Below are 13,297 nucleotides of genomic sequence, written 5' to 3' on the forward strand. Positions count from 1 at the left end.
AACCGCATTATTCTAGGGCGTCGCGGATGGCCGGGTGCCAGAGGCACCTGCGGGAAGGCACTCCTGCGACAAGCAGGCCTGGCGGAACTCAGGTCCCGGAAAACAGGACGAACAGCATGAAGGCCACCGGCGAGGCGAACACGATCGAGTCGAGCCGGTCCATCACCCCGCCGTGTCCCGGCAGGATGCTGCTCATGTCCTTGACGCCGAGTTCGCGTTTGACCATCGATTCGGCGAGGTCTCCGGCGGTGGCGGCCGCAACCATGCCGATGGCCAGCACGACGCCCACCCACCAGGGCTTGTTCAGCAGGAAGATGCTGGCCAGGATCCCGACGACCATGGCGCCCGCAATGGATCCGGCAAAACCCTCCCAGGACTTTTTCGGGCTGATCTTTGGCGCCATGGGGTGCTTGCCCAGCCGCGCGCCTACGAGGTACCCAAAAGTGTCGTTGGAAACCACCAGGAGCAGCAGGATGACGATCTGCCAGGCGCCCTCCGGCACAGTTCCGCCCGGCCATGGGCCCACCGGGGAGGCGCCGCCCTCGACGTGCAGCGGCAGCGCGGCGAAACTGATCAGGAAGGGCACCCAGGCGAGGGTGAACACCCCGGCGAAAATGCTGCGGGCCGAGCCGGTTGCGCTTTCCACGGACCGCCAGAGCAGCGCCGCCACGCTGCTGGCGAGCATCGCGAACAGCAGGCTTTCCAGCCCGCCGAAGTAGGCCGAGAACGGCATGGCCACCGTGCCCACCATGACGGGCACAATGGGCAGGCGTGTGCCGTTGGCTTCGAGCGCGCGGAAGACCTCCCACACGCCGAAGGCGGCGAAGGCCGTAACCACGGCAACAAAGCCGAGCGGCAGGAAGAGCAGCCCGCCGAGCACCGCCAGGAGCATGGCCAGGCCCACGGCGATTGCCGCCGGAAGGTTACGCCCGGCCCCAGGAGTGGGGTTGGGCCTTGGCTGGCGGGTCCGGGTTCGGGCCCGCGCACCGGGGGCCTGCTGTGCCTGGCCCATCAGACCTCGAGCAGCTCAGCTTCCTTGCGCTTGAGGAGCTCGTCGATTCCCTCGACGTGCTGCTTGGTGATCGCGTCGAGTTCCTTTTCACCGCGGGTGCCCTCGTCCTCGCCGGCTTCGCCGTCCTTGACAAGCCGGTCCAGGGTTTCCTTGGCCTTGCGGCGAATGTTGCGGATGGACACCTTGGCGTCCTCGCCCTTGGCCTTGACGATCTTGACGTATTCCTTGCGGCGTTCCTTCGTCAGCTCCGGAATGGTGATGCGGATGACGTTGCCGTCGTTGGACGGGTTGGCGCCGACCTCGGAGTCGCTCAGTGCCCGTTCGATGTCGCGCAGGGCGGTCTTGTCGAACGGCGTGATGAGGATGGTGCGGGCATCCGGGATCGCGAAGGATGCCAGCTGCTGCAGCGGGGTGGGGGTGCCGTAGTACTCCACCATGACCTTGTTGTACAGGCCCGGGTTTGCCCGCCCGGTGCGGATCGAGGCGAAGTCTTCCTTGGCGACCTCAACAGCCTTGTCCATCTTGTCCCCGGCTTCGAGCAAGGTTTCTTCGATCACGGTCTCTCCTCAGAAATTGGTTCCCGGCAAACCGGGCATTTCACAATCCTGGTCCCGCCCAGTGGGCGGAACCGTCCTAGAAATATCCTAGCTGTAACTAGGGCGTGACCAGCGTTCCCAGCTTTTCGCCGCGGATGGCACGCGTGACGTTGCCTTCGCCTTCCATGCCGAACACCACCATGGAGAGCTTGTTGTCCTTGCACATCGTCATGGCGGTCTGGTCCATGACGCGGATGTCGCGGCGCAGCGCGTCGTCGTAGCTGAGGTTTTCCAGCTTTTCAGCGGTCGGGTCCTTCTTGGGGTCGGCGGTGTATACGCCGTCCACGCCGCTCTTGGCCATGAGCACCACGTCGGCGTGCACCTCGAGTGCGCGCTGGGCAGCCACGGTGTCCGTGGAGAAGTACGGCAGGCCTGCGCCGGCACCGAAGATGACTACGCGGTTCTTTTCCATGTGGCGGATGGCGCGGCGGGGAATGTAGGCCTCGGCCACCTGTCCCATGGTGATGGCGCTCTGGACCCGGGTCTCAACACCGGCCTGCTCCAGGAAGTCCTGCAAGGCGAGGCAGTTCATGACGGTTCCCAGCATGCCCATGTAGTCGGCACGCGAACGGTCCATCCCGCTCTGGGACAGCTCGGCACCGCGGAAGAAGTTGCCGCCGCCAACCACGATGGCCACCTCGACGTCGGGAACGGCGGCAGCGATCTGCTTGGCCACTGCGCGAACGGTGTCCGGGTCGACGCCCAGCTTGCCGCCGCCGAAGACTTCACCGGACAGCTTCAGGAGAACCCGGCGCCTGCTCTTCTCTGACTGGACGGGAGTATTGACGGCTTCCATGGTGCCTTCCGGTTGGTGAACTCTGAGCTAGGTTATCGCGCATCCGGCCAGCGCTCATATTTCTTATGTGGCCGGTGCATGCAAAAGGGGCGGCCACCGAAGTGGCCACCCCCTTGCTTGTCAGACTAGGAGCCGACGCGGAAACGCGTGAACGCGGTTCCCTTGACGCCGGCCTCTTCGAGGACCTGCGCCACAGACTTCTTGGCGTCCTTGGCGAAGGCCTGGTCAACCAGGACCTCACCCTTGTAGAAGCCGGTAACGCGGCCTTCGACGATCTTGGTCATCGCAGCTTCGGGCTTGCCCTCGGCCTTTGCGGTTTCCTCGGCGATGCGGCGCTCGGACTCGACGAGCTCAGCCGGAACGTCCTCACGGGAGAGGTAGTTCGGGGCCATGGCTGCAACGTGAACGGCAACGTCGTGCGCGGCGGTGGCAGCTGCTTCGCCTTCGCCGTCAACAGCGAACAGGACGCCGACCTGGGCCGGGAGGTCCTTGGACGTCTTGTGCAGGTAAGCGTCGACCGTAGCGCCCTCGATGCGGGAGATGCGGCGGACAACGACCTTTTCGCCGAGGATTGCGCCCTCTTCGACGACAACCTCGGACAGCGGCTTGCCGTCAACATCGGTGGCGAGCAGGGTCTCGAGGTCGGCAGCGCCGGACTCGACGGCGACGGCCAGCACCTTGTCAGCCAGCTGGATGAACTTGTCAGCCTTGGCGACGAAGTCGGTCTCGCAGTTGACCTCGATCATTACGCCGACGCCGCCGGCGACCTTGGCAGCAACCAGGCCTTCAGCGGTGGAGCGGCCTTCGCGCTTGGTGGCGCCCTTCAGGCCCTTGATGCGGATGATCTCGATCGCCTTCTCGGCGTCGCCGTTGGCTTCGTCGAGAGCCTTCTTGACATCCATCATGCCGGCGCCGGTGCGCTCGCGCAGAGCCTTGATATCAGCGGCAGTGTAGTTCGCCATGTGAACCCCTCTGTCTAGAAAATTTTTGTGTGTACGGACCGACAGGACGGCAGCTCACATGGTGAGCGGCCATCCTGTCAGTTGCCCGGACGCTGCGGACAGCGCCCGGAAATCCCGATGAAGTTGTTACTTCGCGGAGTCGGTACCCTCGGCAGCAGCCGGGGCTTCCTCTGCGGCGGGAGCTTCTTCTGCGGCGGGAGCAGCCTCGGCAGCCGGGGCTTCCTCGGTCTTGCTGCCTTCGAGGAGCTCGCGCTCCCACTCAGCCAGCGGCTCTTCCGGGGTCTCGGTGGTGCCGGTTGCGCGCTGGTTGCGGGCGATGAGGCCCTCAGCAACGGCGTCAGCAACAACGCGGGTCAGGAGGTTCACGGAGCGGATGGCGTCGTCGTTGCCCGGGATCGGGAAGTCGACTTCGTCCGGATCGCAGTTGGTGTCCAGGATGGCAACAACCGGGATGTTGAGCTTCTTGGCCTCGTCAACAGCCAGGTGCTCCTTTTTGGTGTCGACAACCCACAGCACGGACGGTGCCTTGGTCAGGTTGCGGATACCGCCGAGGTTGGACTCGAGCTTGGTGAGCTCGCGGCGCAGAAGCAGCAGTTCCTTCTTGGTGTAAGCGGAACCGGCGACGTCGTCGAAGTCGATCTCTTCGAGTTCCTTCATGCGCTGGATACGCTTGGCAACAGTCTGGAAGTTGGTGAGCATACCGCCGAGCCAACGCTGGTTGACGTACGGCTGGCCAACGCGGGTGGCCTGCTCGGCGATGGCTTCCTGAGCCTGCTTCTTGGTGCCGACGAACAGCACGGTGCCGCCGTGGGCAACGGTGGCCTTGACGAACTCGTAGGCGCGGTCGATGTAGGACAGCGACTGCTGGAGGTCAATGATGTAGATGCCGTTGCGCTCGGTGAAGATGAAGCGCTTCATCTTCGGGTTCCAACGGCGGGTCTGGTGTCCAAAGTGGACGCCGCTGTCAAGCAGCTGGCGCATGGTTACGACGGGCATGCCGACGCTCCTTCCGGCAGGTCATTCATGAGAGCGGCCGCGGCCGCTCTTACCCTGCCAATAGTTGACGGTTATTAGCCTTACCCGGGCGGGCACAGGCTCCTGGCATCCATTGCACTTCTCATCAGGACCGTGGCCGGGCCTGACCGCAAGAGGCACAATCCTCCGCAGCAGCAAGCGACTGCTTACCGGTGGTGGAGGGCTGGATACGCGTAGTCAGCTGCTGCTCCCCCGCACTCCTGAATGGGGTGTGCTGACGCTAGCCACGAAATGGAATGCGTTGAGGGCACAGCAAACTGCTCCACCAAGTGTACTACAGCGGACCGCGGCAAATGCACCGGTCCCGCCGCGTCCCTGGTGCAACTTGCGGCGTTTTCCACATAGGCCGGAGGCCCCGTTCCTGCCGGTGGATCGGGCGCCCATGCTGGGGACATGAGAGCTTTTGTGATGGCGTCGCTGCTCCTGCTCACGACGGCGGCCGCCGCACCCGTACCGTTAGCATTGCCACCGGTCTCCCCCGTTCGGGCCACCACGGCGGCGCCGGCGGGCTGGAGCTGGCCACTTGCGCCGCGGCCGGCGGTCCTGCGCCCATTCGACCCGCCTGACAAACCGTGGCTGAGCGGGCACCGGGGCGTGGACCTTGGATCAGCGTCCGACGGCGGTCCGGTCACCGCCCCGGAGTCCGGCACCGTCAGCTTCGTGGGCGTGGTGGTGGACCGGTCCGTCATCACCATTGATCACGGCAATGGCCTGCGCAGCAGCTTCGAACCGGTGCGGAGCACACTCAGGAAGGGCGCTTCCGTGGCCAAGGGCGCCGTGGTGGGCACCCTGCTGGCCGGCCATTGCGGCTCCTCGCCCTGCGTGCACTGGGGCGTCCGCCGCGGAGAGCAGTACCTCAACCCATTGTCCTTCATCCTGGACCTGCGGCCCTCGGTGCTGCTGCCGCTGAACTGAGCTGTTGTGAACTAAGCTGCTGAACTGAGCTGCCCGACGATCGCGGACTGGACGGTCGCGGACTAGACGATCGCGGAGACGCCGGTGATGGCCCGCCCCGCCACCAGGGTATTCACTTCGTGGGTGCCCTCATAGGAGTAGATCGCCTCGGCGTCGGCAAAGATCTTTGCCATTTCAAAGTCCGTCACAATGCCGTTACCGCCGAGGAGGCTGCGGCCGATTGCAACGCTTTCCCGCATCCGCGCAGTGGTGAAGGCCTTGGCGAGGGCTGACTGCTCATCCTTGGCCTGGCCGGCATCCTCGAGCTGGGCGAGCCGCACCATCATGCCCATGGAGCTGACGGCGTTCCCCAGGATCTGGACCAGCTGGCTTTGCACCAGCTGGAAGGAGGCCAGCGGGCGCCCGAACTGGTGCCGCTCCACGGCGTAGCGCCTGGCCACGTCGAAGGCGGCGAGCTGCTGGCCCACTGCCTGCCACGCGACGGCGAGGCGGGTGACCTTGAGGACCTTATTGGTATCGCGGAAGCTGTTGGCGTTGGCCAGCTTGAAGAAGTCCGGCACCACCACGTTGTCGAGGGTGATGTCCGCGTTCTGCACGGTCCGCAGCGAGATCTTGTTCTCGATCTTCGTTGCACTGAACCCCGGCAGCGTGGTGTCCACGAGAAAAGCCTTGACCTGGTTGTCAGCCACATCACGCGCATAGACCACCACCCAGTCGCAGAATGTTGCGTTGCCGATCCAGCGCTTGGCGCCGTTGAGGACCCAGCGGTCACCGTCCCGCCTTGCGGTGGTGCGCGTGCCGCCGGCGACATCGGAACCGCCGAGGGGTTCCGTCAGCCCGAAGGCACCGATCTTGCGCAGCGAGTAGATGTCCGGCAGCCAGGCATCCTGCTGCTCCCGGGAAGCCAGGGCTTCGATGGAGCCGGCGAAGAGCCCGTCGTGCACACCCATGAAGGTGGCGATGGACGCGTCCGCGCGGGTCACTTCCGCGTGCACAATGCCGGCGAACAGATTGGAATAGCCCTGCCGCCGCACCGGGCTGACGAGGTCGAGCTCGGCCAGCCTGGGAATCAGGTCCATGGGAAATTCGCCGCGGTTCCAGCAGTCCACCGCAATGGGCTTCACTTCCCGGGCCAGGAAGCAGCGGACCTCGGCCAGCCTGTCCCGCTCCTTGGAAGTGAGCAGCTGCTCGAAGGAGAAGAAGTCGCCGTCGGCGTAGGGCAGGCTGTTGATGTCGGTTTCAGCGGCGGACATGGCGCTCCTTGCAGTGACCCAGTGCCCTGCGGCCGCGGCGGAGAAGGCCGCGGCCAGGACTTGTTACTGATGAGTAACTTACAGCACGGGAAGGCAGAAGGAAAGCGCAACACCGCCCGATCCTCCATGGCTCAGTCCTCCCGGGGAACCCGGCCCTCTTCGCTTCGGAACATGCCGGCGAACAGCAGCGCGAGCACTCCGACGAGGTAGGCGACACTGGCCGCGATGAACCAACTCAGCAGAAAGTACTCGGCCTTGGTCACAACAATGGCCAGGCAGAAAGCGAGTGCAAACAGGTTGGCCACTACTGCGGCTTCACGCCAGCGCGTCAGCCGCCGCCGCCATTTTCGGCGTGGGATGTTGGATGGTGACAGCCGGTCCTCGAGTGCCAGGAAAACGAGAAGGGCGGGAATGACCTCCGCCAGCAACCCGGCCGTGGAGACGTCTATGGTCATGGCCGAACTCTATGCCCGGCGACCAGCCTGGAAAAGAAGAAGAGCCCTGACCCGCGATGACGCGAATCAGGGCTCTGGAGGTAGGGCTACTCGGACTTGAACCGAGGACCTTAGGATTATGAGTCCCGCGCTCTAACCAGCTGAGCTATAGCCCCGTGCACCGGCCCCGCATACCGGGAGGTGCGCCCGGCCAGCGCCGGCCCGGAAGGGGGCCCGTCGTCGGCGGGGCAGATTCACTCTAGCAAACCGGCGAAGGGCTTCAGACCACTTCACACACCGGCAACCTCAAGCAACCCCGGCCCCTAGACCACTTTGTCCTCGTAGTTCGCCCCGTAGTAGAGGTCCTCAAATGTCTGCAGGGTCCCCTGGATGCTGTGCGGTTCCACCATGCACCGGCTGGCGTCGCCCATGGCCTTGCGCTCTTCGGCCGGCAGCCGGAGAATCCGGGTGATCTTAGCTGCCAGGTCTGCGCTGTCGTTGGGCGTGAACAGGTAGCCGTTCTCGCCGTCGCGCACCAGGTGCGGAAGGGCCATTGCGTCCGCCAGCAGGACAGGCGTCGACGCGGACATGGCCTCCAGGGTCACCAGTGACTGCAGTTCCGCGGTACCGGGCATGCAGAACAGGTCAGCCCGGATGTAGGCCTCACGCAGTTCGTCATCACTGGCCAGGCCCAGGAACTTCACCCGGTCCTGCAGGCCGAGCCGTTCCACCAGGGCCTCCAGCGACGGGCGGACCTCGCCGCCGCCGACGATTTCAAGATGGACCTTCAGGTCCGCGGGGGTGGCGGCCACCGCCTTGATCAGCACGTCCACGTGCTTCTCCTCGGCCAGGCGGCCCGCGAACAGCACCGTGGGGTGTTCGTGCGGCTCAATGACCTCGTCGGGCTTGGGTTCGTAGGCTGCCGAGTCGATGCCGTTGGACAGCGGCAGTACCTTGCGCAGGAAGGCATGCTGATGCATGGCCTTCGCGGCCAGCGGCGTGGGCGTCGTAACGACGTCCGCCAGGCCCATGACCTTCCCCATGTCCTTCCAGGAGATCTTTCCGATGATGTCCTTGAACCACTGCGGGAACGGCAGGAACGGGTTGAGGTTCTCCGGCATGAAGTGGTTGGTGGCGACGACGCGGACGCCGCGCTTCACTGCCTCATACAGGACGTGCTCGCCGATCATGTAGTGGCTTTGGATGTGCACTACGTCCGGCTGGACCTTGTCGAACAGGAGGCTGATTTCCTTCTTGATCTCCCACGGGAAACAGACCCTGAAGTACTCGTGCGTGAAAACGCTGTGCGAGCGGAGGCGGTGGACAGTGGCTTCGGCGCGGAACTCCGTAAAGCTCCTGCCCTTGTCCTGCCGGCACGCCAGCACGTGGACATCGTGTCCGCGAGCCGTCATGCCTTTGGCCAGCCGGTAGCCGAACTGGGCGGCTCCGTTAACGTGTGGCGGGTACGTGTCGGCCGCGATAAGGATGGTCAGTGGACGCTGGGCGTCGGGCATGGTCACGTAGAAAGCTCCTGGTGGTCATGGTGGTCGGCTGCGGCTGACCACACCGGCCGGTGCCGGCACGTGATGCACCGGCACATTCTTGCCTGTTCCGCAGTAAAACCGGCTAGTGGGACGCCCTGCCCGTGGCCTTCCGAACGTCCTTCTTCCGCTTGGTGACCTCGGGATGGTGTCTTGAAAGGGCAATTACCCCCACGATAGCAAGGGTTGCCGCCGTACCCATGGCAATCGCCTGGACGGCGTGGACATCGGGGCGCAGCTCGCCGAGGATCGTGATGCCAATCGCGATGCCCACAATAGGGTCCACCACGGTGAGGCCGGCGATCACCAGATCCGGCGGACCGGAGGAGTAGGCGCTCTGGACGAACCATGACCCGAGTCCCCCGGCCGCTGCAATGGCCACCACCGAATACCACGGCACGTTGAGGAGGAACAGGCCGTTCGGGTCCAGGAGATGCTTGCCGATGATCCGGGTCAGCACGGCCACGAAACCAAACAGGATGCCGGCACCCAAAATGTAAATGAACGCGCTCATGCGGTGCTTGAACATGGCCGCGAGGCTGCCGAAGATGCCCACCGCCAGGGCAAGCAGCAGCACAATCGTGAGTTCGTCTTCAGGCGTGACGTGGTGGCTCTCCTGCGTGACAGTCACGGCAAGCAGGACGAACAGCGCCGAACCCGTAACGCACGCGGTGATGGCCACCACCGTGGCCCGGTTGATGCTCAACCCCTGGTCCTTGGTGTTGACCACGGTGGTGATCACCAGGGCGATGGCGCCAATGGGCTGGACCACGGTCAGCGGTGCCGTAACCAGTGCTACCGAGTTCATGGCCATGCCAAGGCAGAGGAGGAAGAGGCCAAAGACCCACCGTGGGTTCCGCAGGAGCCGCAGGAAGCCGTTGGAACTCAGCGCCAGCCCCCCGGTGTCCGCCTTGACGGCACTGCCCTGGCGCTGGGCGCCAAAGGCGAGGCAAAAGGCGCCCATGACCGCAAGCGCAACCGCCACCCAGACCATCAGCCGTTCCCGCCGTCGTCGGGAGCCAGCATTTTTCCTTTGCGGCGGATCGCCCAGAAATAGTTGTAGCCGGCAATCCAGTGTCCAACGAGACCCAGCCCCAAAACCACCCAGGCTGCCACGAACCATGCCCCGGCGAACGGAATGGGCAGCTTGGACAGCATCAGGAGCGGAGTACCCAGCAGCAGCAGGCCCGTGCGGGCCTTGCCCACCAGGCTGACGGGAAGGTCCGGGTGGCCGCGGAAGTAGAACAGCGACATGCCCAGCAGGACGGCATCGGGGACCACCAACGCTGCCAGGTACCACCACTGCACGACGCCGGCGATCACCAGGGTGACCGCGACGGCTATCAGGGCTAGCCGGTCGGCGATGGGGTCCAGGACGCGCCCCAGTTTGGAAGTCTGGTTGAACCGCCGGGCGACATATCCGTCAATCCAGTCGGTGCTGCCCATGATGGCCAGCACCAGCACTGCTACTCCGTATTCCTTCCGGGCCAAAACAAGCCAGACGAAAATCGGCACGCCCATGAAGCGCAGTACCGTGAGGAGGTTGGGGACGGTGTAGACCAGATCACGATCGACATGCGGCCGCCCGGCACGGGAACCAGCGCCGATGAATCTCATCAGGCCTCCCTCTCCGCGGCCGGCGGCCTCTTACAGTCTTCGTTCAGGGCAAGGCTCAGCTCTTGAAGAGTTTCCGCAGCAGCGTGAGCAGGACGGCCGTGGATGCAGCGAGGGCCAGCAGCGGCTTCCAGCGCGCCTCCAGCTGTCCGGGCAGCGAGGCCTCCGAAGCCCCGGAGCGCGCCGACGCCGACATGGCGGCGAAACGTTCGGCGGCACGTCCGCGGGCCTCCTGGAACTTCTCGTTGCCCTCCGCGGCGCGGTGCTTCGCGACGCCGAGCAGGGCCTGGGCCTGGGTCTTCACGTCCAGTTCCTCGCCAAGCTCATCGCGCACACCGGTCAGGTGTTCACGGCGCTGCTTCAGCCGGCGGCGGAGTTCAGGCTCGGTGGCCACAGGGACATCCACAGCCTCGGCCGACTTCTTGGCTTCCTTGTCCGCCTTCTCTCTGGCCTTCTCCGCGGCCTTTGCTTCCGCGGCGGCCTTCGCCTGGGGCGAATTGGGATCAAGCACGGCGGCGTTGAAGTCCGAGCCCTCTTTGGCGATGCCCAGATCGTGTTTCAGGCCGCGGACCGTGTCCTCCGGAATCAGCGGCATGGCCTGCTTGAACTTCCGGAGGCCGATGAGCCCGCCAATCAGCGCAATAAGCAGGAAGACCGCGCTGACGAGCAGCGCAGCCAGCCAGGCCGGCATGATGGTGGCCAGGCCCATGATGGCTGCCACGATCAGACCGGTGACCAGCAGTGCAAGGAAAACGGCGGCCACGCCGAAGAACGCACCGGCGACGCCGAGCTGCTTGCCTTTGCGCTTCGCTTCGATCTTGGCCAGGGCGATCTCATCATTGAGCTGGCGCGGCGCAAGTTTGAGGGCCAGTTTCACTGTCTTTGGCAGCGCAGTGATACGCAGTCCTTGGTTGGTCCGCCCGCTGTGACGCCCGCTCATAGGTTCCGCCTTACTGGTCCGTCGTCGATTTTTTTCGCTGCTTTCGGGGGTTTCCGGTGCGTCCGCGCGCCCCCGCTGACAAAACTATCATTCAGGGTCAGCCTGAACTTCTGGAATTAGCCCCGGCGAGCCCTCCAACGCTGTAAAAGTCTGATCTGTCAGCCCTAGGATGGTTCTCTGTGACCACCACCAACCCGGGCGATGCGCTCAGCCGCCGGCAGAAACTCCTGTACATCCTTCTACTCGGCGCGCTCACCGCCCTCGGGCCCTTCACCGTGGACCTCTACCTGCCCGCCTTCCCTGCCCTGGAAGCGAGCCTCAACGTCTCGGAAGCCGCCGTCCAGCTGACGCTCACCGGCACCACCGTCGGCTTCGCCCTGGGGCAGCTGGTGGTGGGACCCTTCAGCGACAAGTTCGGGCGCAGGCTCCCGCTGATCCTGGCCACGGCCCTGCACATCGCTGCCTCCCTCGGGGCGGCGTTCTCGACCGACATCGCGACCCTTGGCGTGTTCCGCGTCCTCATGGGTATCGGCGCGGCCGGCGGCGGCGTGGTGGCGATGGCCATGGTCCGCGACCTGTTCAGCGGGTACGCCATGGTCCGGATGTTCTCCCGGATGGCGCTGGTCAACGGGCTCGCGCCCATCCTGGCGCCCGTCATTGGATCCCAGCTGCTCCTGGTCATGCCGTGGCCCGGCATCTTCGTGTTCCTGGCCTGCTACGGCACCGTGGTGATCCTCGCCGCCATCGTGCTGGTCCGGGAGACGCTGCCGCGGGAGAAACGCGGCCAGTCCGGACTGACGGCCCGGCAACGGTACGGTGTGCTCTTCTCCGACCGGATCTTCGTGGGGCTGCTGATGCTTGGCGGGATGAACTTCGGTGGCCTGTTTACCTACCTCTCGGCCTCCCCTTTCCTGTTCCAGGACGTCTTCGGGTTCTCACCCCAGCAGTACGGCCTGCTCTTCGGCATCAACTCGCTGGGCATCGTCGCGGGGGTCCAGACAAGCTCCCGGCTGATAAGGCGCGTCCCGCCGCAGTGGATCCTGGCCTGCTCCACGGCCTGGATGTTCCTGATGGCCGTGCTGATCGTCGTGTTCGACCAGCTGGGGTTCGGGCTCTGGGGCGTCCTGGTTCCGCTGTGGTTCTACATCCTGGGCACCGGATTCACCTTCCCCTGCGTGCAGGTCCTGGCGCTGGCCAGCCACGGGGCGCAGGCCGGCACGGCTGCGTCCCTGCTCGGCGCGTCCACGTTCATGATGGCCGGCATCATCTCCCCAGTCGTCGGGTGGCTGGGAGGCAATTCCGCCACCCCCATGGGCGCGGTCCAGGCCTGCTGCATCTTCCTCGCAGCCGCCGCCCTGTGGCTTGTGGTCCGGCCCCGGACGGTGCCTTCGATCCACTGAGGTCCCCTGCTGCACCCCGGGTAGGCTGGCACCATGACCCGCAAACCCCACCGCAACGGCCGAGGGCTGTTCCTCGGAGCCATCCTCGGCGCCGTGGCCGGATTCTTCGCCGGCAGGATGATGGGCAACGCGGCGCTGGGCATCCTGGTGGGCGCCGTCGTCGGTTCTGCCCTGCTGTACCGCGTCAATCCAGGACCGTGGAACCGGTCCTGACCCGCCGCTCCCACCAAGCCGCGCCGTACCTCCGGACCGGGGGCGATCGACGTCAGGCCATCTGTTCGCTGGGGTACCTGCGCGATAAAGTTGTTACGTGCCCCACTGGCAGGATCATCCCCCGCTTCCGGCCACGTGGCAGCGGTGCGACTCCGGCATTCTGCCGTTGTGGTGGGACCGGCTGTGCACCCAGACCAGTGCGCAGTCGGCAGCGCTCTATGCGGCGGGACTTTTCACCGAGGACCGGCGCCGGCCCATAGCCCAGTGGTTCAACCCGGCTTTCAATGCCGCCCTGCTGGTGGCCCCCGAAACCTCTCCCGAATGGCCCGTCCAGCGGTTCGGCATCTTCTATGCCCCGCCCGACGGCGGCTTCACACGCGTGCACTCCTCGCCCCACGAGTGGCACCCCCGCGAGCCGCGGAAGTCCCCCACGGAGCGGGAGGCGTTTGAAGCCGCCATAGCGGAGGCAGAGCGCTTCCTCCAGGTGGAGATGGATTTCGTCTGACGCCGCAGCGCCCGACGCCGCACTGACGGCACAAAAAAGTCCCGCGGCCGGCTCTGGGGCCAACCGCGGGACTGCGCGCTC

15 protein-coding genes and 1 tRNA gene are annotated in these 13,297 nt (G+C 65.2%); 4 read left to right on the forward strand and 12 right to left on the reverse strand.

The genetic code is table 11. The annotated features are described in order from the left end of the window. Window positions 1-88 precede the first annotated feature (88 nt). The 5 genes from ACTHQX_RS02880 to rpsB form a co-directional block, all read right to left on the reverse strand. Window positions 89-1,012: a phosphatidate cytidylyltransferase gene (locus ACTHQX_RS02880; protein ID WP_236807822.1), complete on the reverse strand. Its 924-nt coding sequence runs from the start codon at window positions 1,010-1,012 to the stop codon at window positions 89-91. Continuing rightward, the gene (gene frr / locus ACTHQX_RS02885; RefSeq protein WP_102970813.1) at window positions 1,012-1,569 is read right to left on the reverse strand and encodes a ribosome recycling factor; all 558 of its coding nucleotides are present in this window, start codon (window positions 1,567-1,569) and stop codon (window positions 1,012-1,014) included. Before frr ends, ACTHQX_RS02880 begins: the two co-directional genes overlap by 1 nt. A 97-nt stretch (window positions 1,570-1,666) precedes the next feature. After that, entirely contained in the window at window positions 1,667-2,404 is a 738-nt protein-coding gene (pyrH, locus tag ACTHQX_RS02890; RefSeq protein ID WP_236807821.1) for a UMP kinase, read from the reverse strand. A 125-nt stretch (window positions 2,405-2,529) separates the two neighbouring features. After that, window positions 2,530-3,366, reverse strand: a complete 837-nt coding sequence (gene tsf / locus ACTHQX_RS02895) for a translation elongation factor Ts (RefSeq protein ID WP_102970811.1) — start codon at window positions 3,364-3,366, stop codon at window positions 2,530-2,532. Between the two features lie 126 nt (window positions 3,367-3,492). After that, a complete protein-coding gene (gene rpsB / locus ACTHQX_RS02900; protein WP_102970810.1) occupies window positions 3,493-4,362 on the reverse strand; it encodes a 30S ribosomal protein S2 in 870 nt (289 codons plus the stop codon). Between the two features lie 432 nt (window positions 4,363-4,794). Between rpsB and ACTHQX_RS02905 the strand changes: the two genes are divergently transcribed. Beyond that, window positions 4,795-5,316, forward strand: coding sequence for a M23 family metallopeptidase (locus ACTHQX_RS02905; protein WP_440155535.1), 522 nt, complete (start codon window positions 4,795-4,797; stop codon window positions 5,314-5,316). Between the two features lie 62 nt (window positions 5,317-5,378). On the opposite strand, the gene ACTHQX_RS02910 is transcribed toward ACTHQX_RS02905, so the two are convergent. The 7 genes from ACTHQX_RS02910 to ACTHQX_RS02940 all read right to left on the reverse strand — a co-directional run bounded on the left by ACTHQX_RS02910 (window position 5,379) and on the right by ACTHQX_RS02940 (window position 11,098). Next, complete coding sequence (locus tag ACTHQX_RS02910; protein ID WP_440155537.1) at window positions 5,379-6,569, reverse strand: acyl-CoA dehydrogenase family protein; 1,191 nt, start codon at window positions 6,567-6,569, stop codon at window positions 5,379-5,381. A gap of 131 nt (window positions 6,570-6,700) precedes the next feature. Next, window positions 6,701-7,024: a hypothetical protein gene (locus tag ACTHQX_RS02915; RefSeq protein ID WP_236807818.1), complete on the reverse strand. Its 324-nt coding sequence runs from the start codon at window positions 7,022-7,024 to the stop codon at window positions 6,701-6,703. A gap of 81 nt (window positions 7,025-7,105) precedes the next feature. Then, window positions 7,106-7,179: transfer RNA gene (locus ACTHQX_RS02920), tRNA-Ile, on the reverse strand. Window positions 7,180-7,326: 147 nt separating this feature from the next. Beyond that, window positions 7,327-8,523, reverse strand: coding sequence for a glycosyltransferase (locus tag ACTHQX_RS02925; RefSeq protein ID WP_440155539.1), 1,197 nt, complete (start codon window positions 8,521-8,523; stop codon window positions 7,327-7,329). A 106-nt stretch (window positions 8,524-8,629) separates the two neighbouring features. Beyond that, window positions 8,630-9,538: a DMT family transporter gene (locus tag ACTHQX_RS02930; protein ID WP_236807816.1), complete on the reverse strand. Its 909-nt coding sequence runs from the start codon at window positions 9,536-9,538 to the stop codon at window positions 8,630-8,632. Beyond that, window positions 9,538-10,161: a CDP-alcohol phosphatidyltransferase family protein gene (locus ACTHQX_RS02935; protein ID WP_440155541.1), complete on the reverse strand. Its 624-nt coding sequence runs from the start codon at window positions 10,159-10,161 to the stop codon at window positions 9,538-9,540. The genes ACTHQX_RS02930 and ACTHQX_RS02935 overlap by 1 nt, the downstream gene beginning before the upstream one ends. 55 nt (window positions 10,162-10,216) lie before the next feature. Beyond that, window positions 10,217-11,098, reverse strand: a complete 882-nt coding sequence (locus ACTHQX_RS02940) for a phage holin family protein (protein ID WP_440155543.1) — start codon at window positions 11,096-11,098, stop codon at window positions 10,217-10,219. 179 nt (window positions 11,099-11,277) lie between these two features. On the opposite strand from ACTHQX_RS02940, the gene ACTHQX_RS02945 reads away from it, so the two are divergent. The 3 genes from ACTHQX_RS02945 (at window position 11,278) to ACTHQX_RS02955 (ending at window position 13,216) form a co-directional block, all read left to right on the forward strand. Continuing rightward, a complete protein-coding gene (locus ACTHQX_RS02945) occupies window positions 11,278-12,498 on the forward strand; it encodes a multidrug effflux MFS transporter (protein ID WP_236807813.1) in 1,221 nt (406 codons plus the stop codon). A 33-nt stretch (window positions 12,499-12,531) separates the two neighbouring features. Continuing rightward, window positions 12,532-12,711, forward strand: a complete 180-nt coding sequence (locus ACTHQX_RS02950; protein ID WP_236807812.1) for a complement resistance protein TraT — start codon at window positions 12,532-12,534, stop codon at window positions 12,709-12,711. Between the two features lie 97 nt (window positions 12,712-12,808). Then, window positions 12,809-13,216: a hypothetical protein gene (locus ACTHQX_RS02955; protein ID WP_076798221.1), complete on the forward strand. Its 408-nt coding sequence runs from the start codon at window positions 12,809-12,811 to the stop codon at window positions 13,214-13,216. The last annotated feature ends 81 nt before the right edge of the window (window positions 13,217-13,297 follow it).

The sequence above is a fragment of the Arthrobacter sp. SAFR-023 genome, assembly GCF_051965295.1.
In the GTDB taxonomy this organism is placed as follows: Bacteria; Actinomycetota; Actinomycetes; order Actinomycetales; family Micrococcaceae; genus Arthrobacter.

What these genes read in the sequence shown, in the direction of transcription:
- ACTHQX_RS02880 (WP_236807822.1), bottom strand. Translation starts at nt 1,012, where the DNA reads ATGGGCCAGGCACAGCAGGCCCCCGGTGCGCGGGCCCGAACCCGGACC.
- ACTHQX_RS02915 (WP_236807818.1), bottom strand. Translation starts at nt 7,024, where the DNA reads ATGACCATAGACGTCTCCACGGCCGGGTTGCTGGCGGAGGTCATTCCC.
- ACTHQX_RS02950 (WP_236807812.1), top strand. Translation starts at nt 12,532, where the DNA reads ATGACCCGCAAACCCCACCGCAACGGCCGAGGGCTGTTCCTCGGAGCC.
- pyrH (WP_236807821.1), bottom strand. Translation starts at nt 2,404, where the DNA reads ATGGAAGCCGTCAATACTCCCGTCCAGTCAGAGAAGAGCAGGCGCCGG.
- rpsB (WP_102970810.1), bottom strand. Translation starts at nt 4,362, where the DNA reads ATGCCCGTCGTAACCATGCGCCAGCTGCTTGACAGCGGCGTCCACTTT.
- tsf (WP_102970811.1), bottom strand. Translation starts at nt 3,366, where the DNA reads ATGGCGAACTACACTGCCGCTGATATCAAGGCTCTGCGCGAGCGCACC.
- ACTHQX_RS02940 (WP_440155543.1), bottom strand. Translation starts at nt 11,098, where the DNA reads ATGAGCGGGCGTCACAGCGGGCGGACCAACCAAGGACTGCGTATCACT.
- ACTHQX_RS02905 (WP_440155535.1), top strand. Translation starts at nt 4,795, where the DNA reads ATGAGAGCTTTTGTGATGGCGTCGCTGCTCCTGCTCACGACGGCGGCC.
- ACTHQX_RS02930 (WP_236807816.1), bottom strand. Translation starts at nt 9,538, where the DNA reads ATGGTCTGGGTGGCGGTTGCGCTTGCGGTCATGGGCGCCTTTTGCCTC.
- ACTHQX_RS02935 (WP_440155541.1), bottom strand. Translation starts at nt 10,161, where the DNA reads ATGAGATTCATCGGCGCTGGTTCCCGTGCCGGGCGGCCGCATGTCGAT.
- ACTHQX_RS02910 (WP_440155537.1), bottom strand. Translation starts at nt 6,569, where the DNA reads ATGTCCGCCGCTGAAACCGACATCAACAGCCTGCCCTACGCCGACGGC.